Origin of the sequence: Bradyrhizobium campsiandrae (assembly GCF_014529705.1) — a bacterium.
Taxonomy (GTDB): Bacteria; Pseudomonadota; Alphaproteobacteria; order Rhizobiales; family Xanthobacteraceae; genus Bradyrhizobium; species Bradyrhizobium campsiandrae.
In genome coordinates, this window is the sequence record NZ_JAANIH010000054.1 from 19,761 (window position 1) to 43,153 (window position 23,393).

Sequence of the window (23,393 nt, forward strand, 5' to 3'; positions counted from 1 at the left end):
CGTGCCGGGCGATTGTTACAGCCGGCGCGACACGAGTCCGTGAAAAGGGGCCCCACCTTGCGGCCCGGCTTGGCGGGTGGGGGAACCCCAGGCTAGATGAACCGGCGTGATCGCTGATCGACTTAAAATGGTGGTGGCTGGAGCTGATCTGACAACATGCTGCGCGTCATCCCTCTGACATCAGTCGTACTCCTCTGCGGCGTCGCGATCGCCACGGCTGACCCCCAACTCGGCGACGACCTCGCCACCTGCCGCGACCGCCAGGCGGATTTTCAGGCGCGTGTGACGGCTTGCGAAAACCTGCTCAGCGCCGACCGGCTCACCGGCAAGGACAAGGCCGTTGCGCTCACCGTGCGCGGCAATGCGATGGTCAACAAGCGCGACTACGTCCACGCGATCGAGACCTTGTCCATTGCCGTTGGGCTCGATCCCGACAACGTCGTCACGCTCAACTCGCGGGGCATCGCCTATGAGCGAACCGGCCAGGACGACCTCGCGATGGCCGACTACAATCTGGCGCTTCAGAAGCGCCCGACTTACGGCGTTCCCTACAACAATCGCGGCACCATCCAGCTGCGCAGGGGCGCGCTGCAAAGCGCGCTCGACGATTTCAGCCTGTCGATCAAATACACGCCCAAATTCCTGCTCGCCTGGACCAATCGGGCCCGCGTGCGCACGCTCATGAAGGACTATGACGGCGCCATCGCCGATTTTGCCGAGGCCGAGAAGATCGATCCGACCGCGCAGCAGATCGCCGGCAACCGCTGCACCACCTACGGCCTGATGGGCAAGTATGACCAGGCCTTTGCCGACTGCAACGCCCTGATCGAGCGGCAGCCGAAGAATGTCTATGCCATCAACAATCGCGCTGAAGTCTATTTCATGAAGGGCGATCTCGACGCCGCGCTGAAGGATTACAACGCGGCGCTTCAGCTCAATCCGAACAGTGTCCGCGCGCTTTCCGGCCGCGGCCAGATCTACGAGCGCAGGAAGGATCTCGCCCAGGCCCGCGCTGACTATCGCTCCGCGGCCTATTCGCTGACGAAATTCGACGAGCTCGACGTCGCGCGCGCCCGCGCCATCGCGCAGGAGCGGCTCGCGGCGCTGACGCCGCAAACGCCGGGGGCTGCGCCCACCGGGCGCCGCGTCGCGCTGGTGATCGGCAATGGGGCCTACAAGAACGTCCATGCCCTGCCCAATCCGCCGCGCGATTCGAAGCTGATCGCGGGCGTGTTGAAGGATGTCGGCTTCCAGACCGTGATCTCGGTCAGCGATCTCACCCGCGACAAGTTCTTCGATGCGCTGAAGGCTTTCGCCGACGAGGCGGAGAAGGCCGATTGGGCCGTGGTCTATTATGCCGGCCACGGTTTCGAGATCGGCGGGGTGAACTACCTCGTGCCCGTCGATGCCAAGCTCGCCGTCGACCGGGACGCCGAGACGCAAGCCGTCGCGCTGGAGCAGGTGATCGCCGCGGTCGGCGCCGCAAGAAAAGTGCGCCTCGTGATCCTGGATGCCTGCCGCGACAATCCGTTCGCGCCGACCATGCAGCACACGCTGTCGCTGAAGCTGGTCGACAAGGGCTTTTCCAACATCGAGCCCGGTGCCGGCTTCATGGTGGTCTACGCCGCCAAGCACGGCGAGACCGCGATCGACGGCGACAATGGCGCCGACAGCCCGTTCTCCACCGCGCTCGCCCGTGAGATCAAGGTGCCGAAGATCGAGATCCGGAAATTGTTCGACATCGTCCGCGACGACGTCTGGAGCGCGACCAGGCACGAGCAGCAGCCGTTCACGTACGGCTCGCCGCCGGGACGGGAGGATTTCTATTTCGTGGCGGGGAAGTGAGTTTGTAGGGTGGGTTAGCGCAGCGTAACCCACCTCTTCTTTCTCCGCCGAGAACAACAGTGGTGGGTTACGCTGCGCTAACCCGCCCTACGATCTTCAAACCACGATGCTGAGCCGTTTCGCCGCCCGCGTAATGCCCGTGTACAGCCACCGCGCCCTGCTATCCTGAAACGCAAAGCTCTCGTCGAACAGCACGACGTCGTCCCATTGCGAGCCCTGCGATTTGTGCACGGTGAGGACGTAGCCGTAGTCGAACTCGTCGTAGGGCTTGCGCTGCTCCCAGGCGATCTGCTCGACGCCGCCCTCGAAACAATCGGCGCGCACCGACACCTTCGTCACCTTGTGGCCGAAATCCTCGTCCGGCGACAGCCGCATCGACAGGATGCGCGACTTGGAGCGCGAGGTGTTGCGCGACTTGACGCGCCACAGACCCCCGTTGAACAGGCCCTTCTTGCGGTTGTTGCGCAGGCACACCAGCTTGTCGCCGGCGACCGGAAAGACGTCCTCGATGTTCTGGCGCTGACGCACCCGCATGTTGTAGGCGCGGCGGGTGTTGTTGCGGCCGACCAGCACCTGGTCGGCGCCCATGACGCGATCGGGATCGAGCTCCTTGCGCGACACCACCTCGCTCTCGCCGTAGCGGCCGATGTCGAGCTCGCGTCCCTCGCGCACGTCCATCGACATCCGCACGATCGGATCGTCCTGGGCCTGGCGGTGCACCTCGGTCAGCATCGCGTCCGGCTCGGAATTGGTGAAGAAGCCGCCGCCCTGGATCGGCGGCAGCTGGGCCGGATCGCCCAGCACCAGCAGCGGACATTCGAACGACATCAGGTCGCGGCCGAGCTCGGCATCGACCATCGAGCATTCGTCGATCACGATCAGCTTTGCTTTTGATGCCGGCGCGTCGTCCCAGAGCTCGAAGCTCGGCTGCTCCTCGCCGGATTCCCGGGCGCGGTAGATCAGCGAATGGATGGTGGAGGCCTCGTCGCAACCCTTGTTGCGCATGACGAGCGCCGCCTTGCCGGTGAAGGCGGCAAACTTCACCTCGCCGTCGACGCCCTCGGCGATGTGCCGCGCCAGCGTGGTCTTGCCGGTGCCGGCAAAGCCGAACAGACGGAACACCGGCGGGGTGCCGTTACGTCCGGGTTTTGCCTTGAGCCAGTCGCCGACGGCTTTGAGCGCGGCATCCTGATGCGGGGTGAAAGTGGCCATGACTGTCTTGAGGAAGGGCGAAACGAAGCGATTCGCCGGACCTCAAAACTAACCATTCGCCCCGCCCGTTCAAGCGGCCCGGATCGGCCCTATTGCCACCCCGGCACGCCGCGCATGTCGGGCAGGTGGTGGGCGATGCCCTTGTGGCAGTCGATGCAGGTCTTCTCGCCGGAAAACAGGAAGCGCTGGTGCGCCACCGAGGCCCGCGGCGACTGCTTGGTGATGTCCATGGAATCGGCGCTGTGGCAGTTGCGGCATTCCAGGGAATCATTGGCCTTGAAGCGCGCCCATTCATGGGCCGCCAGCTCGAGCCGGTGATCCAAAAACTTCTCGCGGGTGTCGATCGTGCCGAAGATCTTGCCCCAGACCTCCTTGGAGGCCTGCATCTTGCGCGCGATCTTGTCGGTCCAGTTGTGCGGCACGTGGCAGTCGGGGCAGGTCGCACGCACGCCTGATCTGTTGGAGAAGTGGATGGTCGATTTCAGCTCGGCGAAGACGTTGTCCTTCATCTCGTGGCAGCCGGTGCAGAATTTCTCGGTGTTGGTCAGCTCCAGCGCGGTGTTGAAACCGCCCCAGAAGATCACGCCGGCGGCAAAGCCTGCGAGCACCAGCGTGCCGAGCGCGAACACGGTGCTCGGCCGCGACAGCACGCCCCACAGCTCGAGCGCGAAATCCCACACGCGCGCGATGAAGCCACGCTTGGCTTTCAGCTCCGCATCGGGCTCGTCAGCGGTCGTCGTCATCGCCGGCCACCCGGGCTTGCGCGCGAGAGCAGCGTGTCGATGTCGGTGAAGTCGTTGCTGACGGGCGGGTTGGCGGTGTTCTGCGGCACGTGGCATTCCGTGCAGAAGAAGCGGCGCGGCGACATCGAGGCCAGGAACTGGCCGTCGCGGTCCATGAAGTGGGTGATCGAGACCATCGGCGCCTGCGATTCCGCGGTGCGCGCGCGGGCGTGGCAGGACAGGCACTTATTGCCGTTGAGGTCGATCTGGTAGCCGTCGATATTGTGCGGGATGACGGGCGGTTGCTCCGGATAGTTCCGCGACTCCCGTTCGGAGGTGTTGCGGTTCGGCAGCATTGGCGGCGCCGGCCCCTCGTCATTGAGCGGGGTCGGGCCGCGCAGGCCGGAGCTTATCGTCTGCGCGGTCAACGAGCTCGCGCCCGCGGCGATCGCGACGGCGAGCAGGGCGATTACGGATCGTTTCATCATGACACGTTCACCCGCTCGATGCGCACGGCGCATTTCTTGAAGTCTGTTTGCAGCGAGATCGGATCGGTGGCGTCGAGCGTGACCTTGTTGATCAGCTTGGATTCGTCGAACCACGGCACGAAGACGAGGCCGCGCGGCGGCCGGTCGCGGCCGCGCGTCTCGACACGGGCGCGGATGAAGCCGCGGCGCGAAACCACCTTCACCTCGTCGCCCCGTCGCAGCTTCATCTCCTGCGCATCATCAGGGTGCATGAAGCAGACGGCTTCCGGGAACGCCTTGTAGAGTTCGGGCACGCGCCGCGTCATGGTGCCGGAATGCCAGTGCTCCAGCACGCGGCCGGTCGAAAGCCAGAACGGATACTCGTTGTCGGGCGATTCCGCCGGCGGCTCGTAGGGCAGCGCGAAGATGCGCGCCTTGCCGTCAGGATAGCCGTAGAACTGCACGTCCGCGCCCTGCTTGACGTAGGGGTCGCTGCCCTCGCGGAAACGCCATTTGGTTTCCTGACCGTTGACGACGGGCCAGCGCAGTCCACGCTCGCGGTGATAGGCGTCGAACGGCGCGAGGTCATGACCGTGGCCGCGGCCGAAGCTGGCATATTCCTCGAACAGGCCCTTCTGCGCGTAGAAGCCGAAGGCCTTGGATTCGTCGTTGAGATAGCCCGCCTCGATGTCGCTCACCGGGAATTTGTCGACCTGGCCGTTCCTGTAGAGCACGTCGAACAGCGACTTGCCGCGGACCTCGGGTTTCTTGGCGATCAGCTCCTCGGGCCAGACCTCCTCGGTCTTGAAGCGTTTTGAAAACTCCATGAGCTGCCAGAGGTCGGACTTGGCTTCCCCCGGCGCCTGGACGAGCTGGTGCCAGAACTGCGTGCGCCGCTCGGCGTTGCCATAGGCGCCTTCCTTCTCCACCCACATCGCGGTCGGCAGGATCAGATCGGCTGCGAGCGCGGTGACCGAGGGGTAGGCGTCCGAGACCACGATGAAATTGTCGGGGTTGCGGAAGCCCGGATAGGTTTCCTCGTTGGCGTTCGGGCCGGCCTGCAGATTGTTGTTGACCTGCACCCAATAGGCGTTGATCAGGCCGTCCTTCAGCATCCGGCTCTGCAGCACGGCGTGCGCGCCGGGCTTGTCCGGAATGGTGCCCTCGGGCAACTGCCAGATGTGTTCGGCCTTGGCGCGGTGCTCCTTGTTGGTCACCACCATGTCGGCGGGCAGGCGGTGCGAGAAGGTGCCGACCTCGCGTGCGGTGCCGCAGGCGGAGGGCTGGCCGGTCAGCGAGAACGGGCTGTTGCCGGGCGAGGAGATCTTCCCGGTCAGGAGATGGATGTTGTAGACGAGGTTGTTGCACCAGACGCCGCGGGTGTGCTGGTTGAAGCCCATGGTCCAGAACGAGACCACCTTGGTCTTCGGGTCGGCATAGAGCTCGGCAAGCGCCTCCAGCCGGTTCAGCGGCACGCCGGACATCTCGGCCGCCTTCTCCAGCGTGTAATCCGACACGAACTTGACGAACTCGTCATAGCTCATGTCGGTGGAGTCGTTGGCCTTGGCCGCGCCCGTCGCCTTCTTCTGCAGCGGATGCTCGGGCCGCAGGCCGTAGCCGATGTCGGTCTGGCCCCTCCTGAACGTCGTATGCGCGGCGACGAAATCCTTGTTGACGCGGCCGGTCTTGATGATGTGGTTGGCGATGGCGTTGAGGATGTAGAGGTCGGTCTGCGGCTTGAACACCATGCCGATGTCGGCGAGGTCGAACGAGCGGTGCTCGAAGGTCGAGAGCACGGCGACGCGGACATGCGGCGCCGACAGCCGCCGGTCGGTCAGGCGCGTCCACAGGATGGGATGCATCTCCGCCATGTTGGAGCCCCACAGCACGAAGGCATCGGTCGCCTCGATGTCGTCGTAGCAGCCGGCCGGCTCGTCGATGCCGAAGGTGCGCATCATGCCGGCGACGGCCGAGGCCATGCAGTGCCGCGCATTGGGGTCGATGTTGTTGGTGCGGAAGCCGGCCTTGAACAGTTTCGAGGCGGCATAGCCCTCCCAGATCGTCCACTGGCCGGAGCCGAACATGGCGACGCCGTTCGGCCCGCGCTTCTTCATCGCCTCCTTCCACTTCACCTCCATGATGTCGAAGGCTTCGGTCCAGGTGACCGGCGTGAAGTCGCCGTTCTTGTCGTATTTGCCGTCTCTCTTGCGCAGCATCGGCTGCGTCAGCCGGTCGTGGCCGTACATGATCTTGGAGAGGAAATAGCCCTTGACGCAGTTGAGGCCGCGATTGACCTCGGCCTTGATGTCGCCATGGGTGGCGACGACGCGGTTCTCCTTGGTCGCGACCATCACCGAGCAGCCGGTGCCGCAGAAGCGGCAGGCCGCCTTGTCCCATTTCAGTTCCGAGACCTCGCGTTCGGCGACGAGGTTGGCGGCAAGCGAAGGCGCCGGCATGCCGGCGGCGGCCGCCGCGATCGCGGCAGCCTCCAGCTTCAGCATCTGGCGGCGGTCGAGCTTCGGTGATGTCATGATGGCTCTCCCGGCGCTTAGGCGGATTCGATGGCGTGAAAGACCAGCGTCGCGGAATAGACGTGCTGCAGCGACTGGATGGTGTTGAGCATGGTGCCGAGACTGCCGGCGTCGGGCGCCTCGGTCACGACGACGAGCTTGCCGCGTGCGTCGCGTCCGTGAATCTCGCAGCCGGACAGCCCGGTGATCTCGGCTTCGACCTCGGCGAGCCGTTCGGGGCGCGCCTGCACCAGAATGCTGGCGATCTCGCAGCCCGGCGGCGGCACGATGCGTTCGGCGCTGAGCACCCGGCCGGTGATCAATGCGCGGCGGTTCAGGGTGGCTTTGTCGAGGGGGCCTTGGTTGGATGAGCCTTGGGCCATGATGCCTGTCTTTCGCGTCTCGGTGATCAATGCGGGGAGGGCGGCGGCCCCGGGGGGCCGGCGAAGATCTGGTAGATCCAGACGCCGAGGCCGTACGAGCCAACCGTTCCGACCGCGAGGGCTGGCATCACGACCGCGGTCAGGAACAGGAAAGCGAAAATCTCCATGCGCTTACGGCGCACGCGCGACTTCGCGTCGTCAGGGGCCGACATGTTCGGTCTCTTTGAATGTGATGGGGAATCGGGACGGCATCCGGGCCGTTGCCTCGCGCCCAATTTAGATGCACCGAGCCGGCCGACGCGTTGATTTGGATCAACCTTTCAAGGTGTCACGAACCGGCTCCGTCGGAGCTGCGCAAGCACAAGTTGGGGTTGTGCACGCCCCCCGGCGATGCGAGACTTGCGTTCTCAAATGGAGACGACAGGGTGTGACGGGGCTCACGGCCATCGATCTCGGACTGCGCGGCGCAACCAGCGGCGTATTCCTCCTGATCATTCTCGTGGCGCTGCTGCGTCGTGCGAGCAGCCAGCAGGCTGTGCTGGGCATGGCGATGTCGGCCGGCGGCGTGTTCTACGCCATCGCGACCGCGCCGTTCTTTCCCAAATCGTCATGGTGGTGGGTGTTGCCGATGCTGTCGGGCCAGCCGGCCATATTCTGGCTGTGGGCCCGCGCCGCGTTCGACGATGATTTCGTGCTGAGGCGCTGGCACGGCGCCCTGTGGCTCGGCATCGTGGCGTTCGGCTTCGGGCTCACGCTGAGCTGGGCTTACTGGCCCGCTTGGTCGGGGGCCGGTGGCCGCGGCCTGGCGCTGGTCAATCTGGCGCTGGCGCTCGCCGCCGCGGTGCAGACGGTCAAGACTTGGCGCGCCGATCTGGTCGCGCGCCGGCGCCGGCTGCGGCTGGCGATCCTCGCCATCAATGTCGGGCTCATCGCGACCCTTGCCGGTGCCGGCTTCGCCGCCATTCCCGTCGCGGTCCCCGGCGCGCCCGCCAGCCTGCCGGTCGCGCTCGGTCTGTTCGTGGTGGCCATGCTCGCTGGCCTTGCGACGTTCGCCGCGCCGCCGGCCGTCCCCGCCACCGACGCCACCGCGGCCATCGCTTTCGGCGATGCCCGCGGGACCAGCCGTGCTCCCACCGGCCGCGTTGTCGTTGACCCGATCCTGTTGCGCCGCCTCGACCACCTGATGAGCGTGGAGCGAACCTACCGGCAGGAAGGCCTTGCGATCGGGGCGCTGGCCGCGCGGTTGCAGGTTCCCGAGCATCGGCTGCGCCAGGCCATCAACGAAGGGCTGGGCTACCGCAACTTCAACGCGTTCCTCAATCGCTATCGCATCGAGGATGCCAAGCTGGCGCTGGCCGATCTAACGCAGCGGGAGGTTCCGGTGCTGACCATCGCCATGGATGCCGGCTTCCAGTCGATCGGGCCGTTCAACCGCGCCTTCAAGGCCGAGACCGGCGTGACCCCGACCGAATTCCGGCGCGAGGCGCTGAGCCGGCCCGACATCAGCCCGCCGCGCCGAGAAATCGGCTAGCCGATTTTTGGATCGGGCGAGAGAGAGCCATCCCGATGGGACACACTGGCGGCAGAAAGCCCCGTCCAGCCAGCGAGAGCCTGTCCGTGCTCCATTCGACCGCCGTTACGCCCGCATCCGAACGGCTCCACGCGCTCGATGCGCTCAGGGGCATCGCCCTGCTGCTTGGCATCGTCCTGCACGCGACCTTGTCGTTCGTGCTGGCCACGCCCCGGTTCTGGATCATCCAGGACACGCATCCGAGCGTCATCCTGAGCCTGCTGTCCTTCGCCATTCATGTCTTCCGGATGACGACCTTCTTCCTGATGGCCGGCTTCTTTGCCCGCATGAGCTTTCATCGCCGGGGCGCCCGGGGTTTCGTCAAGGACCGCTTGCAGCGGATCGCCTTGCCGCTGGTGATCGCTTGGCCGCTCGTGCTCACGTCGATCGCGCTGGTGTTCAGCTGGGCCGGGACCTTTCCGAATGGCGGTTCGCCCCAATGGACGTGGCTGCCGCCCTTGCCGGCTTTCCGCCTGACCCATCTCTGGTTTCTCTACGTTCTGCTGGAGCTCTACGTCGCCACGCTGCTGCTCCGCGGCGCGATCGTCTCGCTCGATGCGTCGGGCAGGCTGCGAGCGGTGGTTGTTGATCGTCTCTTCGCCAGGCTGATCCGCAATCCGCTGGCGCCGCTCATTCTGGCGATCCCGATCGGGGTCGCATTCTGGCTCGACCCGCGCTGGGTCAATGTGATGGGGGTGAGGACGCCGGATCAATCGCTCATCACCAATGCGCAGGCCTGGATCGGTTTCGGCACCGCCTTCGGCGCCGGCTGGCTGCTGCATCGGCAGATTGATCTGCTACGGGTGATCGAGCGGCGCTGGCTTGCGCATCTGCTGCTGGCGGTCGCGCTGATCCTGATCGGCTTCGTTTTGTCCGGCGTGATGTTTTCCGCGCCCGGCGCGCCGAAACTTCCCTACAGCTTCGCCACGCTGAGGCTCGTCTCCGTCGTCCTCTATGCGCCCGCGATCTGGATAACGACCTTCGCGGCGCTCGGGCTGGCGCTCCGCTTCATGTCCGGCTTCAGCCCGACCTGGCGCTACCTCGCCGATGCCTCCTACTGGCTCTATCTGATCCATCTGCCGATCGTGATGGCCTTGCAGGTCACCCTGTCGCAGCTCGACTGGCCCGGCCTCGTCAAGTTCGCAATCATTCTTCTCGTTGCGATTCCGCCGATGCTGGCGAGCTATCATCTGCTGGTGCGCTTCACCTTCATCGGCATGGTCCTCAACGGCCGCCGCGCCGAACGACGCGTTCTGCCGCAAGGCGGAATTGCGATCGCATAGACAGCGCCGCCTCACCCATTAAGATGCCCGCAACAAAGAACAATGCGGGAGAGGCGTCATGAAGTTCGGCATCTTCTACGAACTGCAACTGCCGCGGCCCTGGGTGGCCGGCGACGAGCTCGCCCTCTACCAGAACGCGCTCTCGCAGATGGAACTCGCCGACCGTCTCGGCTACGACCATGCCTGGGTGGTCGAACATCATTTCCTCGAGGAATATTCGCACTCGCCTTCGCCGGAATCCTTCCTCGCCGCGGCAAGCCAGCGCACGAAGAACATCAGGCTCGGCCACGGCATCCTCCAGCTCACCACCAACCATCCGGCCCGCGTCGCCGAGCGCGTCGCGGTGCTCGATTTGCTCTCCAACGGCCGCTGCGAATTCGGCATGGGCGAGAGCGCGTCCATCACCGAGCTGACGCCGTTCGGTCGCGACATGGAGACCAAGAAGGAGGTGTTCGAGGAGGCTGTCGCGGCGATCTTCCCGATGTTCAAGGACGCAGGGTCCGAGCATCACGGCAAGTACTTCGACATCCCCTTGCGCAACGTCGTGCCGAAACCGGTGCAGAAGCCGCATCCGCCGCTATGGATGGCCTGCTCGCAGCTGCCGACCATCGAGCGCGCCGGCCGCCATGGCTTCGGCGCGCTCGGCTTCCAGTTCGTCAGCGCCGATGCCGCCCATGCCTGGGTACATGCCTATTACAACGCGATGACCAAGCGCCTCACCAAGCTCGCCGACTACGAGATCAACCCGAACATGGCGCTGGTGTCGTTCTTCATGTGCGCCAGGACGGATGAAGAGGCGCGCGCCCGCGCCGACGGCGCCACCTTCTTCCAGTTCGCGCTGCGCTTCTACGGCGCCTCGCAGAACCGCCAGCGGCCCGCGCCCTACACCGTCAACATGTGGGACGAGTATATGAAGTGGAAGCGCGACAATCCCGAGGCGCAGGAGGCGGCGCTGCGCGGCGGCCTGATCGGCTCGCCGGAGACGATCAGGCGGAAGCTGAAGCGCTTCCAGTCCTCGCATATCGACCAGGTCATCCTGCTCAACCAGGCCGGCAAGAACAGCCACGAGCACATCTGCGAATCGCTGGAGCTGTTCGGCCGCGAGGTGATGCCGGAATTCCAGCACGATCCTGATCAGGCCGCATGGAAGCAAGGCGTGATGAGCGGCGAGATCGAGCTCGAAGAGATCGACACGCAAGCCTTCACCGACCGCTACGGCAAACTCGCCATCAATGTCGCGCCGGCGAAGGCTGCGGCGGGGTAGGGTCTTATGGTGGCCGACGAAGTGATCGAATAGCTCTGCCAGCGGCTCCGGGACCCTGCTTGTGGCTCATATTGGGACGTTTCCGACCGCCGGCGACGCGTCTGGTCCCGTTCACCACATTTAAACCATAAGATTCTACGAAGGGAATCCACCACAGGCCGCAGGAATGCGAACAGCGTTCGTACAGAAGCCGTCAATGGACTTCGGGCAGTGAAGGTTTGGGGGCAGTGAAGGTTTGGCAGACCAGCTGCATCGCGGCTGTGATCGCATTTGCGGGGCTTTATCTTGCTGCCGGAAACAGGCCGGCCGCGACGGTGCCTGACGTCATGCCGGAAGCGGCGGCGAACATGACGGCTTCTGCGGACATTACGGCTTCTACGAACACGGCTTCCACGAACACAGCCTCTGCGAACATTGCGGCTCCTGCCAACGTGGTGACGGCTGAGCTCTACGCGGAGGCATCCGCCAGACTTGCGGCAGCGCTTCGGGCGGAAAGTGCAGAGCTTGCCTCGGTGACGTCAGCAGGTTCGGTGCCGTTGAGCACCGGAGCCGAAAATGTCGATGCTCGCGTGGGGCCGAAGCTGGCGTCGTTGGGAGATGATATCGTTCAGTCTCTGCCGGCGGCACTCGACACCTCCGACGGTGCTCCCAAACCGGCGTCGACGCCAGATTTCCGTTATCTGACCTATTACATCTGGTCCGAAGTGCCGCCAGCCGAGAAGCCGGCGGAGACCGTCTTGCGTGCATTCAAGGACATCCCCCTCGGAACGCCGGCCGAGGAGATCAAGCGCGTTTCCGACGCGTTCGGTCTCGATGTCAATTTCATGATGGCGGTTGCCAAGATCGAATCCGGCTTCAACCCGAGTCAACGCACTGGGTCATATATCGGGCTGTTTCAGCTGAGCAAATATGAGTTCGGCAAGTTCGGCTCCGGGCAGATTCTCAATCCGCGGGACAACGCGGTTGCGGCCGCCTACAAGATTATCACCGAAGGCGTCCAGTTCGGGTGGATCACGCATCGAACGCCGGACATGAGCGATCTTTACCTGATCCATCAGCAGGGCTGGGAAGGCGCCGCCGAGCACATCAGCCGGCCCGCTCGCCTCGCCTGGAAATCCATGTGCGCCACCGGTGAAGGCAAGGAGAAGGGCGAGAGGTGGTGCAAACGCGCCATCTGGGGCAACGCACTGCCGGCGTTCAAGCGCACCTGGAAATCGGTCGAAAACGTGACGTCGGAAGCGTTCGTCGGCATGTGGCGCGGCCGGGTCGCCGAGTTCTACACGAAATATCTGGCGACCGCCGCTGCGGCGGCAAACCCCTAAAGCGGCAGCGTCCTGCGGGGGCACCGCCGCGGATCTGTCGATCATCCTGGAGGGCCTCGATCGGCGTACCGCCAGCGCGCTCGGCCTTCGTGTGCCCTCATCGCTCGCTCTCACCAGCGACCGGCGCTTAAGCGCGATGGAATTGGGATCAATCCGCATCGCGCTTGAGGTCATCCTTGAAGCGGCGGTTGTGCATGCCGCCGCACCATTGCTTGCGGCAGCGCTACTCCGCCGCCTTGGTGATCAGCTCGGAGACCTCCTTCGAGAACGACAACATCGCGACGTGGCTCGAGGGCACCTCGACTGCCGTGGCCTTGGCCGTCTTCACCTGGTCTCGCTCCATTTGCGGAGGAATGATCGCATCCTTCGCCGCGACGACCATGAAGGTCGGCTTCTCCCGCCAGGCCGCCTGGCTGACCGGAGCAGTAAGTGTCCTGATGTGGAAGGGTCCCTGAGTCGCCGCTACGACGGCCTGTTCCTTGGGCGGAAGGTCGGCCGCGAAATACTTTCTGATGCCTTCCTCGCTGATTGTGAGATAGCCGTCCGGGTCCTTGACGAAGGCCTTGAGGCTCTCGGGATCCGGATATTTGGAGGTGGCGCTTTTCACCGACTCGCCTTTATCAGGCGCGTATGCCGCCACGTACACGAGCGATTTGACCTTTTCGTCGTTTCCCGCTTCGGTGATGACGGCACCACCCCAGGAATGGGCGACGAGGACGACGGGACCCTCGGCATTTCGGATGGCCCGCTTGGTGGCGGCGACGTCGTTGTCTAGCGAGTCGAGCGGGTTCTGGACTGCAATGACCTTAAGCCCGGCCTTTTCGAGATAAGGAATGACTTTCTCCCAGCTCGAGCCGTCCGCGAACGCACCATGCACAAGGACTGCGGTCTTGGCTTTCGGTTCGGCAGCCAAGACTGGTAGGCTAATTGCGACCATCGCTGTCAGGAGGCTCAGGCTCAAAACACTCTTATATGACTTCATTGCTGCATTCCTTCATTTGGTGGGGGCCTGGTATTGTCGTCTTCACTGCGCGGAGGAGGGAAGACTGACGTACATGGCGAGGAGCGCTCTCAGGATCGGGTGTTTTCATGGCGATACCTTTTCGGCTGAGGCAGTGTGCGAAGCGTTCGGTTTGATGCGGCGTCGGTCCAGCGCAGCAATGAGAGCCCGGGCCAGCGGATGATCGGAGCGCGGATTCTGGCCCGTGATCATCTCGCGATCTTCGACCACGTGGGGCGCGAAGTCGGGCCCGGTGTTGACCTGCGCGCCCGCGATCGTCAGCGCCGAGGGCATGTCGAAATAGAGCTTGCCATGCAGGATCTGTTCTTCGATCGGTTTCTCCTCGCTGCGTGAATAGACCGTCATCTTGTAGCCGGCGTATTGCCAGCCATTGCCGAGCGCGGCCGCTCGCACAGTCTCGCCGGCGATCAGCGCCGCACGAAACTCTTTGGCGCGCGGCAGGGCGGCCACGGAGGCGATCGGGCCATGGCAGAGGAATGCCGTCGGCCGGGCCTGCACGTGGAAGAACCGCAGGATCTCGCCGAGATCGCCGTCCTGCATGAGATCGACGACCGGAGCCTGTCCGCCCGGCGTGAAGAACCCGTCATATCGATCGAGCCCGGTCTCGATCAGGGCGCGCAGGGTCGAGACCTTGTTCAGGACCGGACTGGTGTCGAAGAACGCGCGCGCCTGCCGATAGGCCGCTTCATCGTCGAAATGCACCGCCTTGTCCGACGCTGGATCGATGTGCGGCTTGCTTCCATTTGGCGTCGCGAAGACGATGTCGTATCCGGCATCGACCAGCGCCATCACCGGCACGACCAGTTCGTTGAGATACTGGCCGGTCGGGCCGGTGCCGCCGCCTCTGATCTCGATCCTGTTGGCATTGGATCCTGCCACCAGGACTGTTCCTTTGGACATTCTGCTCGCTCCTCGATTGAGTGTGGAGACTTCACGCCGAGCCGATTTGCCTCGCCTCGCTTCTCCGATGCGACGACTATAGTCCGGTGGGCGGAGGCAGCCGGTTAAATCAGGTAAATGCGCTTTCGCGGCAGCGCCGGAGCAATAGAAGCGCTTTGGACCCTGCGACAAGATGCACGACGCAATCGTGCCTTTTCAAAATCGCCGTGTTCAGCAGGGGGTGACGCGTGATACTTCTCTAGGAACTGTCGCATCCTTTGGCCGAGATGAATGCTGGCACCCACGGAGTCATTGCAAAGAGGCCGGCGTCGAGAGGAGCTCACGTTCTCCTTCGGGCCATTTCGGTTGGTTCCGCGCCGCCAGCTTCTTCTTCTCGATGGCCGGCCCGTCAAAATGGGCGGCCGCGCCTTCGAGCTGCTCCAGGCGCTGGTGCAGCGCTCCGGCGAACTCGTCAGCAAGGACGAGTTGATGGAGGCTGCCTGGCCCGGCACCTTCCTCCACGACAGCAATCTCAAGGTCAATATGTGGAGCTTGAGGCGCTCGCTGGGCGACACGCAGGGTGAGCCCGTCTACATCGCGACGGTGGCGCGGCGGGGCTACAAGTTCATTGCGGACGTGCAAGCCAGCATCGGCGAGATCGCGGATGATCTTGTGCATGTGGAACCGGTCGGCTTGTCCAGGCCGCCCGTGGTGCGCGGCGTCGTCGGCCGCGAAGCCGAAATCGCCGGCATTGCCGAGGCCCTGATCGAGCGGAGGCATATCACCCTGGCCGGCGCAGGCGGGGTCGGCAAGACGACGGTCGCGATCGCCGCCGCACAGGTCTTCGCATCCCGCTGCCGCGACGGCGTGTGCTTCGTCGATCTCGCGACGATCGCCGATCCGATGCTGTTTGGCGCGGCGCTGGTCACGGCGTTGGGCATCAGGGGCAATTCGGACAACGGGATGACTGCGGTCCTGGATTATCTGAGGTCGCGGCAGGTGCTGGTGGTGCTGGACAATTGCGAACATGTCTTGCCTGCCGCCACCATGTTTGCCGCCCGGTTCGTCACGGACACATCATCTTCCAGGCTGCTGGCAACCAGCCGCGAGCCGCTCGGGACCCCGGCCGAGCATCTGGTGCGGCTTGGCCCGCTTGGCTTGCCGAGGCCGGGCCGCGCGCTGGCGGCCGCCCAGGCCATCAAATTCCCGGGCGTGCAATTGTTGGTCGGCCTCGCCGCCGAATGGGCGGACTACCAGTTCGTCGACGATGATTGCGACGCGATTGCCCGGATATGTCATGCGCTCGACGGCCTTCCTCTGGCCATTGAACTGGCGGCAGCCCAGATCGGCAGGTTCACGCCCCGCGAGCTGCTCGCGCTGCTCGATCAGAACCTCGGCTTTCGCGCCCCCGCCATCGCCCCCGTGACGCCGCGACATGAAACCCTGATGGCGACGATCGACTGGAGCTTCAAGCTCCTGTCGCAGCGAGACGCCAGGCTGTTCGGTCTTTTGTCGGTGTTCAGCGGCGCGTTCGAGGCGGAGGATGCGGTTTTCGTCGCCGAGGCGGCAGGGCTCACGCCGGTCGACGTCGTCGCGGGTCTCGGCAGCCTGGTGACCAAATCTCTGGTGAACGCACAGGCGCAGGGCGCCGGACTTCGCTATCGGCTGCTCGACAGCACGAGACGCTATGCTGCGGAGCGCCGTCTGGCCGATCCGGCCTCACGGCAGGCCCTGGACCGTCATGCCCGGCGCGTGCTTGCGCTGTTCGAACAGTCCGAGGAGGAGTGGCACTGGCGCGAACCTTCCGATTGGACGGAGCGCTATCTTGGCCGCATCGCCGATTTGAGGGCCGCCTTGTCATGGGCGTTTGGCGCGGACGGGGACCTCGTGCTCGGCATCCGGCTGACGGTTGCCGGCATCACCCTGTGGTCGGAGACGTCGATCCTGTCGGAGGCGCAGGCGCGGCTGGAGACCGCGCTCGGCCTTGCCAAGTCCATTGCATGTGACGATCTGCTGCGCGCAAAGCTCGCCTGTGCGCTCGGATGGAGCCTGTTCTACGCGCGCAAGCTCTCGAACGAAAACGAGCTTGCATGGCTCGATGCCATCGCCTTCTCGAGGCGCGCCGGGGATGTCGAATATCAGCAACGTGCACTGGTTGGGTTTGCATTTTACCTGCTGCAGATCGGCCAGATCCCGCGTGCGATAACCCACCTTGAAGAGGCCACGGCACTCGGCAATCGGGACCGCGACCTGACGGCGACATCCGAAGCCGATCGGGCCTGGGCCTGGGCCCAGGCTTTCGCCGGCGAATTGCGCAAAAGCCGTCTGGTTCTGGATCGCCTCGCGGCGACCTATTCACTGGCCGAAGGCCGCTCGCGCAAGGATGCGAACGAGGTCTATCGATTCATCACGGTCCGCTTCAACCTGCCTTTCGTGGCCTGGATGCAGGGGCAAGCCGACTATGCGGCGAAGCTGGCTGACGATGCCGTCGAAGCCGCCGATCGCGGCGGTCATTGGGTCTCGCAGTCGAATGCGCTCGGCCTTGCCGCGCTTCCGATTTCGCTCGAGTCAGGAAATTTGGCGGCGCTCGCGCGTTACACCGAGCGGCTGCGCCGCAATCTGGACCGGGAACGCATCTCGCGCTGGATCCCGGTCGAACGCTATTTCTCGGCCTGCCTGCGCGATTTGCGCGGCGATCTCGCCGCGGTGGAGGACATCCGCGCTGCGATCGAGGAGCTGATCGACGCTCGCTTCCTGATGCGGATCGGCAGCTATCTCGCCGTCCTCAGCAGCGCCTATCTGCGACAAGGGCGGATCGAGGAGGCGCGCAAGGCGATCGCAAGAGCCCTTCGCCATCAGGAGGATCAGGGAGAGCGCTGGTGTCGTCCGGAACTCCTTCGGGTCGAGGCGTCCGTTCTGCTGCACGAAGGTGAGCCGCGGCTTGCCGAAAGCCTGTTGCAGCAGGCGCTCACTGAGGCGCGCGCGATGGGGGCGAAGACGTTCGAGCTGCGCATCGCCACCGATCTTGCCGCACATTGGATCGCAGCCGGGCGCGGGCCGAAGGCCATCCGACTGCTCGCGCCGGTCTATGACGGGTTCACTGAGGGCTTCCGGGCCCACGACCTGGTGGCTGCTTCGCACGTGCTGCGAAGCGCGCGGGCTTGCGCATAGGGAACGACGACGCGTTCATGATCGGCGAGGCCACCGCCAAAACTGCCGGAGGACCAAACCGGCGGAAATTGCTCGAATCGGATCATCCGCCCGATCGCCCGATCCCGAGGCGCTCGCAAACGTATTCAACGCTGTCTTCGATCGAAATGTTCGACGTGTCCAGCAATTCGAATCCGCCCGCCTCAGCCTCGCCGCGAAGAAATCTTGCCCAGTTCATCATATCGGGATTGGCCAAGTCAGGCTGGTTGCGTTCGTTAACGAGGCGATGCGTTCGGCTTTCATCGTCACAATGCAGCAAGACGATACGTGCCTCTGCAATTCCAGCAGCAGCCAGCCCCTCTGTGATGAACGACAGCCGCATCTGGCCTTCGAATAGAACAGGAAGAGCATCAAGTTCTCTCGCAATCCGGGCCAACCACTCGATCGTCATCGCGCGCTGCCATCCACCTCCAGGTCCCGATCCTGCGCCCGATCTCGCAATGCATTCCTGCGGGGACGGAACCCCAATGCTGTCGAACCGGAATACGCGAGCCAGCCGCGGGTATTGCCGCTCGATCCTTTCTGCAATCGTCGTCTTACCCGAACCCGACGCTCCCGTCAGGATGACCAGCCTCATTGCGATGACCTCGGACCGATCGGATCGAGCGAGGTCTTGTCGAATCGCAGCTGCTTGACCCGGCCGTCGTCGATCAACATCGCATTACACCTGCCATCGTCTGCGCACGCAAACTTCAGGTTTCCGATCGGAAAATCGGTCGTGAACGCGTCAACCCCGACAGGTTGCAGATCCAGGTCTCCCCGGGGGTAGTGCACCGTCAGCACGTCCTCGTGGAAGAACACGTCATAGATGACGCCGAGTTCTGCGCTGTAGTAGTGGCCCTCGTACGCCTTGAGTCGGTCTGCTCTAGGATTCTCGATCGTGATCCGCTTCAGAGGTAGATTGGCGCCGTTCTGGTGCAGGACTGCATTCTGAGCTTTTCCGTCTTGTCCGACTGCGTCGAAGACGATTTCCGCGGGAACGACCCTCAGGCGGAAGGCTGTGTTGGAGACCGCGTACATCGGAAACGATGACTGGCCGGTCGCGCGCTCGACGAGATGGTCATTGTCTTTGCTGATGGAGATGATGAACCCCGGTCTGAGTTCATAGTCGCCAACATAGGCATCGAGGATCTTCGGGTCGACCGTGACTTCCGGCTTGTCATCAAGTTCCGGCCTGGCACGCGCAGGTTTGAGCAACTCCTTGAGATAGATGTCGGCGATCCGGAACGAGAGTGCCGTCGGGTTGAGATCTCCCGCGTTTGCGAGGATCACGACCGAGAAATGCTGATCCGGGAATCTGAGAATATTGGTCCGGTAGGCAGCATCGCCGCCGGCATGCTCGACGATCCTGAGCCCGCGATATCTTCCGATTGTTAGGCCCGACGCGTAGTTGATCTCGCTGCCGTTGTTGAGCTTGCCCTTCTGTTGCATCTCGGCGAGAAGCGTCGGGCCGCCGACGTCTCCGGTGTAGAAGTTCTCATCCCAGCGCGCCAGGTCGCCGACCGTGGAAAACAGGCTTGAAGGTCCGACCGTCGAATAGGTCAGCGCAACGTATTGGTATTTGCCGTCGGGCTGTCGCCCATAGGAATAGGCTCGGTCCTTGACGATCGTGCCGTATTTGTCCTGGAAGCGCGTGTGAGACATGCCGAGAGGTTCGAAGATGCGCTCCTTGGCGAACTCCGGCAGCGTTTGGCCAGCCACTTGCTTCACGACCATCGCGAGCAACGTGTAGCCGCTGTTGCTGTAGAGGAACTGATCGCCGGGCGCGAAGTTCAACCCGGTTTGTTGAAACAGCAGGCGCGCAACATCGTCGTCCGTGATCTCGTCGTCCAGCCGCCATCCCGCGAGTGCCAGAAGATTCCACTGGTCGCGAACTCCGCTGGTGTGGTGCAGCAGGTGGCGAATTGTTATCGGCTTGCCGAACTCGTGCAGCTTCGGAACATATTTGCGGACATCGTCGTCGAGGGACAGCTTTCCTTCTTGGGCGAGGAGATGGATCGCGAAGGCCGTGAACTGTTTGGAGACCGATGCCAGGTGGAATACGGTTGATGGCGTGTTGGGCACGCCAAGCTCCAGATTGGCGGCGCCATAACCCTGACTGTAAATGATCTTGCCGTCTCGAAGGACGGCGATGACCGCGCCGGGCGAGCTGGGTTCTGCCCATTGAGCGAACAGCTGATCGACCGACCGCTCTATGGGCCCACTGCTCGATGTTGCGGAAGACGCCGGGGCCGATTGAGCGCCGGGAGCAGTCGTTGAGAGATACAACGCCGCAAAGGCCGCCGTAAAAATCCTAAAGAGCATGACATTTTTCCTGATTGACGCCCGGAATCTTGGCATGAACGCAGCGCCCAAGCGGAAGCATCTCGTTCGAGGAGTATGTATGGAACTGCCGAGAAAACAACGATAAGGCGCGATCACAGATTCGTTCTCTTATGGTTCTTGGCTGACCTGGCTCGGAGCGCGTCGATGCGTTCTGTCCCCATCGCTAGCGACAGACAACGGCACCGGATTTCGCTAGTCTGGCCGGAAAGACATCCGGAGGAGCCCGCCTTGAGCACCGCGCCGCGCGTCGACATCGACCCAGCCGCATTCTGGGCCGACCCCTATCCGACACTTGCAGAGCTGCGCAAGGAGGCGCCGATCGCCTTTGTGCCGCAGCTCGGCTCGACCTTGCTGACGCGCCGCGACGACATCTCCATCTCCGAGAAGCAGATCGACGTGTTCTCCTCGCATCAGCCGGCCGGCCTGATGAACCGGCTGATGGGCCACAACATGATGCGCAAGGACGGCGAGGCGCATCAGCTCGAGCGGCGCGCGATGTTTCCGACGGTGTCGCCGAAGACGGTGAAGGCACACTGGACCGCACTGTTCCAGGCCCATGCGGATCGCATCCTCGATGCCATCGCGCCGGGGCGCATCGACCTCATGCGCGATTTCGCGCTGCCGTTCTCCGGCGAATGCCTGAAGTCGATCACCGGTCTCACCAATATCGGCTTCGAGGACATGGACGCGTGGTCGCAGGGCATGATCGAGGGTATCGCCAATTACGGCGGCGATCCCGCGATCGAGGCGCGCTGCCATGCGGCGACATCGGGAATCGATGCTGCGATCGACGACATCCTGCCGGTGATGAGGAAAAATCCGGATCAAAGCATCCTCGGCGTCCTCCTCGCCTCTGATATGCCAATGGAGAGCGTGCGCGCCAACGTCAAGCTCGCGATATCGGGCGGCCAGAACGAGCCGCGCAAGGCGATATCAGGCACAGTGTGGGCGCTGCTGACCCATCCCGCGCAGCTCGATCTGGTTCTGCGCGGTGAGGTGAGCTGGCTCCAGGCCTTCGAAGAATATGCCCGCTGGATCTCGCCGATCGGCATGTCGCCGCGGCGGATCGCAAAGCCGTGGTCGATCCGCGATGTCTCGTTCGAGCGAGATGAGCGCGTGTTCCTGATGTTCGGCTCGGCCAACCGCGACGAAACACATTTTGAGCGCGCCGACCAATTCGACGTGCGGCGCGACACCTCGAAAAGCGTTGCCTTCGGCGCCGGGCCGCATTTCTGCGCCGGCGCCTTCGCATCGCGCGCCATGATCGCGGACGTCGCGCTGCCGACTCTGTTCGCCCGTGCCAGACGGATCGAGCTCGCCGATGACGAGCCGGTGCGGATCGGCGGCTGGGCGTTCCGGGGCCTGCAGAATTTGCCGGTGAGGTGGCAGCATGCGGGCTAAGATGATCATCGTCGAGATCGTGCGGACGAGGAGGCGGACATGATGCCGGATTCAAACGGAGGACAGCATGCTGCGCCACGGCCGCCGGCAGGACCTCCCGTTGCCATGTTCAGCGCCCCCGGGCATCGCGACACCGTGTGGTCCGACGTCAAGGGAAGCGTGCTTCAATCGCGACAGATCAAATGGGCCGGCGGAATCGCGGCCTCGCACCGCATAGGCAAGGTCTCAGGCGCAGCCGAAATTCGCACGCGGTCGCTTGCGCTGCAGTTCTCATGGAATTCCGGCTACGTCGAGGCAGATGCCGAATCGGGCAAGGAGCTTCGTGCCTACAAGAACAGGCCTCGTTATGCTCTGGTCCTGCCGCCTGAAACAGGCGTGGAATTTCGGATCAGGGAGAAGTCGAATTACCGTTTCCTCGCCATCGAGTTCGAGCCGGAATACTTGCTCCGCACGGTCGAGATCCAGCACCGCCACGACGTGGAGTTCGTGGAAGCGTGGGATTATGACCACCCTCTGACCTGGGAGCTTGCGCAGATCATCTCCGAGGAATGCGAGAGCGAGGCGCGGCAAGGCCTGTTCTACGCCGAGACGGCCGTCACACTGCTCGCCTTGCATGTCTTCCGAAGTTTCTCCAATCATCCCGACGCTGTCGCCTTCGCACGCCGAGGCGGACTGGCGCCGAACACGTTGCGCCGCGCCTGCGAATACATGGTCAGCCGCCTGGCCGACAACCTGTCGCTGTCCGAGGTCGCGAGCACGTGCAACCTGTCGACGTCGCATTTCTCGATCGCCTTCAAGCAGTCGATGGGGGTTGCGCCGCATACGTGGTTGCGCCGCCAGCGCATCGACAAGGCCAAGGTTCTGCTCCGTCATCGTGAGATGAGTCTGGCATCGATCGCGCCTCTGGTGGGTTTTGCAAATCAGAGTGCATTCGGGGTCGCCTTCAAGAAGGAGACGGGATTGAGCCCGGTGGCGTGGCGGCGGATGCACTGGCTGTGAAGGCGCGCCGTTTTCGTCCAAAACTTCGGTGATTGTTCTGAATATGCGACGAAACGACGAGGTCGATTCGTTGTGAATTCACTTTCTCCGTTCCGTGCGGCCTAGATCGGGCGTCAGCGGAAAGGAGCTAAGTGAACCATGCAGCAATTCGCGCGCGTACTGGCGGACGAGGGTGCTATTCCCGTCGTCCTGAGAGGGAATGACCACCTCGATCTGCGTCCGGTCATATCGGACATCACACCTGACGTCATCGCCGCCGATGCCCTTGCCAAAGTCGACGTTGCACGACTGTCTCCTGTCGTCGGCAAATTCTCCTATCTCGCGCCCATCCAGGGCATCCGCCAGATTGCAGCGACCGGCTTCAACTACAGGAAGCACATCGCGGAATTTCACATGAAGCCGCCCACCGAGCCAGAGGTGTTCCTGAAGGCAACGTCCTCGCTGGCCGGACCGTTCGACCCGATCTCCCGCGGCCCCAATCAGGAGGTGAAGCTCGACTGGGAGACCGAGCTGGCGATCGTCATCGGCCGGGAGACGAAGGATATCACGGCCGCCGATGCCGCCGGTCATATCTTCGGCTATCTCTGCCTGAACGACATCTCCGATCGGTCGACGCAGGTGGATGCGGAAGGGCAGCAACATCTGGTGCGCGCCAAATCGCGTCCGACCTACTGCCCCATCGGCCCCTATCTGGCCACTGGCGTGGATGGGATGAATCTGGAGATGTGGACCAAGCTGAACGGCAAGTTCGAGCAGCAGGGCAACACCAGCGATATGCTGTTCGACCTCCATGCGATGGTGGCCTATTTCTCCCAGCACATGTTGCTGCTGCCGGGTGACCTCATCGCGACCGGGACGCCGCCAGGCGTCGGCTTCGGCAAGAACCGCTACATGTCGGTCGGGGACGTGCTCGAATGCGGCATCGCAAACCTCGGAGAGCAACGTCACGAGATCGTGCCCTGAAGCATGATCCGAAGACG

The 23,393-nt window shown here is 63.6% G+C and carries 19 protein-coding genes; 9 read left to right on the plus strand and 10 right to left on the minus strand.

Features of this window, described 5'->3' with window-relative positions:
• Window positions 1–156 precede the first annotated feature (156 nt).
• Window positions 157–1,845 carry a caspase family protein gene (locus tag G8O24_RS31200; RefSeq protein WP_188106118.1) on the plus strand — a complete coding sequence of 563 codons (1,689 nt, stop codon included), beginning with the start codon at window positions 157–159 and terminating at the stop codon, window positions 1,843–1,845.
• 96 nt (window positions 1,846–1,941) lie between these two features.
• Here the strand turns inward: G8O24_RS31200 and G8O24_RS31205 are convergent, their stop codons facing one another.
• The 6 genes from G8O24_RS31205 to napE all read right to left on the minus strand — a co-directional run bounded on the left by G8O24_RS31205 (window position 1,942) and on the right by napE (window position 7,351).
• Window positions 1,942–3,057: an ATP-dependent DNA helicase gene (locus tag G8O24_RS31205; RefSeq protein ID WP_188106120.1), complete on the minus strand. Its 1,116-nt coding sequence runs from the start codon at window positions 3,055–3,057 to the stop codon at window positions 1,942–1,944.
• Window positions 3,058–3,146: 89 nt separating this feature from the next.
• A complete protein-coding gene (locus tag G8O24_RS31210) occupies window positions 3,147–3,800 on the minus strand; it encodes a NapC/NirT family cytochrome c (protein WP_244646088.1) in 654 nt (217 codons plus the stop codon).
• On the minus strand, window positions 3,797–4,267 hold the full coding sequence (locus G8O24_RS31215) for a nitrate reductase cytochrome c-type subunit (RefSeq protein ID WP_188106121.1): 471 nt from the start codon (window positions 4,265–4,267) through the stop codon (window positions 3,797–3,799). Before G8O24_RS31215 ends, G8O24_RS31210 begins: the two co-directional genes overlap by 4 nt.
• Complete coding sequence (napA, locus tag G8O24_RS31220; protein ID WP_188106123.1) at window positions 4,264–6,777, minus strand: nitrate reductase catalytic subunit NapA; 2,514 nt, start codon at window positions 6,775–6,777, stop codon at window positions 4,264–4,266. Before napA ends, G8O24_RS31215 begins: the two co-directional genes overlap by 4 nt.
• A gap of 17 nt (window positions 6,778–6,794) precedes the next feature.
• Entirely contained in the window at window positions 6,795–7,139 is a 345-nt protein-coding gene (locus G8O24_RS31225; protein ID WP_188106125.1) for a chaperone NapD, read from the minus strand.
• Between the two features lie 26 nt (window positions 7,140–7,165).
• Entirely contained in the window at window positions 7,166–7,351 is a 186-nt protein-coding gene (gene napE, locus G8O24_RS31230; RefSeq protein ID WP_188106127.1) for a periplasmic nitrate reductase, NapE protein, read from the minus strand.
• Window positions 7,352–7,566: 215 nt separating this feature from the next.
• On the opposite strand from napE, the gene G8O24_RS31235 reads away from it, so the two are divergent.
• The 4 genes from G8O24_RS31235 to G8O24_RS31250 all read left to right on the plus strand — a co-directional run bounded on the left by G8O24_RS31235 (window position 7,567) and on the right by G8O24_RS31250 (window position 12,578).
• Window positions 7,567–8,670: an AraC family transcriptional regulator gene (locus G8O24_RS31235; RefSeq protein ID WP_311972320.1), complete on the plus strand. Its 1,104-nt coding sequence runs from the start codon at window positions 7,567–7,569 to the stop codon at window positions 8,668–8,670.
• An 86-nt stretch (window positions 8,671–8,756) separates the two neighbouring features.
• On the plus strand, window positions 8,757–9,992 hold the full coding sequence (locus G8O24_RS31240; RefSeq protein WP_188106131.1) for an acyltransferase family protein: 1,236 nt from the start codon (window positions 8,757–8,759) through the stop codon (window positions 9,990–9,992).
• 58 nt (window positions 9,993–10,050) lie between these two features.
• The gene (locus tag G8O24_RS31245; RefSeq protein ID WP_188106133.1) at window positions 10,051–11,256 is read left to right on the plus strand and encodes an LLM class flavin-dependent oxidoreductase; all 1,206 of its coding nucleotides are present in this window, start codon (window positions 10,051–10,053) and stop codon (window positions 11,254–11,256) included.
• A gap of 326 nt (window positions 11,257–11,582) precedes the next feature.
• The gene (locus G8O24_RS31250) at window positions 11,583–12,578 is read left to right on the plus strand and encodes a lysozyme family protein (RefSeq protein ID WP_244646089.1); all 996 of its coding nucleotides are present in this window, start codon (window positions 11,583–11,585) and stop codon (window positions 12,576–12,578) included.
• Window positions 12,579–12,801: 223 nt separating this feature from the next.
• Here the strand turns inward: G8O24_RS31250 and G8O24_RS31255 are convergent, their stop codons facing one another.
• The gene (locus tag G8O24_RS31255) at window positions 12,802–13,560 is read right to left on the minus strand and encodes an alpha/beta fold hydrolase (protein ID WP_188106137.1); all 759 of its coding nucleotides are present in this window, start codon (window positions 13,558–13,560) and stop codon (window positions 12,802–12,804) included.
• 105 nt (window positions 13,561–13,665) lie between these two features.
• A complete protein-coding gene (locus G8O24_RS31260) occupies window positions 13,666–14,499 on the minus strand; it encodes a type 1 glutamine amidotransferase domain-containing protein (protein ID WP_188106139.1) in 834 nt (277 codons plus the stop codon).
• A 270-nt stretch (window positions 14,500–14,769) separates the two neighbouring features.
• On the opposite strand from G8O24_RS31260, the gene G8O24_RS31265 reads away from it, so the two are divergent.
• A complete protein-coding gene (locus G8O24_RS31265; protein ID WP_188106141.1) occupies window positions 14,770–17,649 on the plus strand; it encodes an ATP-binding protein in 2,880 nt (959 codons plus the stop codon).
• A gap of 82 nt (window positions 17,650–17,731) precedes the next feature.
• Here G8O24_RS31265 and G8O24_RS31270 read toward each other — a convergent pair whose 3' ends face one another.
• Window positions 17,732–18,265 carry a P-loop nucleotide/nucleoside kinase family protein gene (locus G8O24_RS31270; protein WP_188106144.1) on the minus strand — a complete coding sequence of 178 codons (534 nt, stop codon included), beginning with the start codon at window positions 18,263–18,265 and terminating at the stop codon, window positions 17,732–17,734.
• Window positions 18,262–19,992 carry a serine hydrolase gene (locus G8O24_RS31275; protein WP_188106145.1) on the minus strand — a complete coding sequence of 577 codons (1,731 nt, stop codon included), beginning with the start codon at window positions 19,990–19,992 and terminating at the stop codon, window positions 18,262–18,264. Before G8O24_RS31275 ends, G8O24_RS31270 begins: the two co-directional genes overlap by 4 nt.
• A gap of 249 nt (window positions 19,993–20,241) precedes the next feature.
• Here G8O24_RS31275 and G8O24_RS31280 point away from each other — a divergent pair, with 249 nt between their 5' ends.
• From G8O24_RS31280 to G8O24_RS31290, 3 genes are all read left to right on the plus strand, one after another.
• A complete protein-coding gene (locus tag G8O24_RS31280) occupies window positions 20,242–21,414 on the plus strand; it encodes a cytochrome P450 (protein WP_188106147.1) in 1,173 nt (390 codons plus the stop codon).
• A gap of 105 nt (window positions 21,415–21,519) precedes the next feature.
• The gene (locus tag G8O24_RS31285) at window positions 21,520–22,413 is read left to right on the plus strand and encodes an AraC family transcriptional regulator (protein ID WP_188106149.1); all 894 of its coding nucleotides are present in this window, start codon (window positions 21,520–21,522) and stop codon (window positions 22,411–22,413) included.
• Between the two features lie 138 nt (window positions 22,414–22,551).
• Entirely contained in the window at window positions 22,552–23,376 is an 825-nt protein-coding gene (locus G8O24_RS31290; protein WP_188106151.1) for a fumarylacetoacetate hydrolase family protein, read from the plus strand.
• The last annotated feature ends 17 nt before the right edge of the window (window positions 23,377–23,393 follow it).

What these genes read in the sequence shown, in the direction of transcription:
- G8O24_RS31265 (WP_188106141.1), top strand. Translation starts at nt 14,770, where the DNA reads ATGCTGGCACCCACGGAGTCATTGCAAAGAGGCCGGCGTCGAGAGGAG.
- G8O24_RS31270 (WP_188106144.1), bottom strand. Translation starts at nt 18,265, where the DNA reads ATGAGGCTGGTCATCCTGACGGGAGCGTCGGGTTCGGGTAAGACGACG.
- napE (WP_188106127.1), bottom strand. Translation starts at nt 7,351, where the DNA reads ATGTCGGCCCCTGACGACGCGAAGTCGCGCGTGCGCCGTAAGCGCATG.
- napA (WP_188106123.1), bottom strand. Translation starts at nt 6,777, where the DNA reads ATGACATCACCGAAGCTCGACCGCCGCCAGATGCTGAAGCTGGAGGCT.
- G8O24_RS31285 (WP_188106149.1), top strand. Translation starts at nt 21,520, where the DNA reads ATGTTCAGCGCCCCCGGGCATCGCGACACCGTGTGGTCCGACGTCAAG.
- G8O24_RS31200 (WP_188106118.1), top strand. Translation starts at nt 157, where the DNA reads ATGCTGCGCGTCATCCCTCTGACATCAGTCGTACTCCTCTGCGGCGTC.
- G8O24_RS31215 (WP_188106121.1), bottom strand. Translation starts at nt 4,267, where the DNA reads ATGATGAAACGATCCGTAATCGCCCTGCTCGCCGTCGCGATCGCCGCG.
- G8O24_RS31225 (WP_188106125.1), bottom strand. Translation starts at nt 7,139, where the DNA reads ATGGCCCAAGGCTCATCCAACCAAGGCCCCCTCGACAAAGCCACCCTG.
- G8O24_RS31205 (WP_188106120.1), bottom strand. Translation starts at nt 3,057, where the DNA reads ATGGCCACTTTCACCCCGCATCAGGATGCCGCGCTCAAAGCCGTCGGC.
- G8O24_RS31255 (WP_188106137.1), bottom strand. Translation starts at nt 13,560, where the DNA reads ATGAAGTCATATAAGAGTGTTTTGAGCCTGAGCCTCCTGACAGCGATG.
- G8O24_RS31250 (WP_244646089.1), top strand. Translation starts at nt 11,583, where the DNA reads ATGCCGGAAGCGGCGGCGAACATGACGGCTTCTGCGGACATTACGGCT.
- G8O24_RS31245 (WP_188106133.1), top strand. Translation starts at nt 10,051, where the DNA reads ATGAAGTTCGGCATCTTCTACGAACTGCAACTGCCGCGGCCCTGGGTG.
- G8O24_RS31210 (WP_244646088.1), bottom strand. Translation starts at nt 3,800, where the DNA reads ATGACGACGACCGCTGACGAGCCCGATGCGGAGCTGAAAGCCAAGCGT.
- G8O24_RS31275 (WP_188106145.1), bottom strand. Translation starts at nt 19,992, where the DNA reads ATGCTCTTTAGGATTTTTACGGCGGCCTTTGCGGCGTTGTATCTCTCA.
- G8O24_RS31290 (WP_188106151.1), top strand. Translation starts at nt 22,552, where the DNA reads ATGCAGCAATTCGCGCGCGTACTGGCGGACGAGGGTGCTATTCCCGTC.
- G8O24_RS31260 (WP_188106139.1), bottom strand. Translation starts at nt 14,499, where the DNA reads ATGTCCAAAGGAACAGTCCTGGTGGCAGGATCCAATGCCAACAGGATC.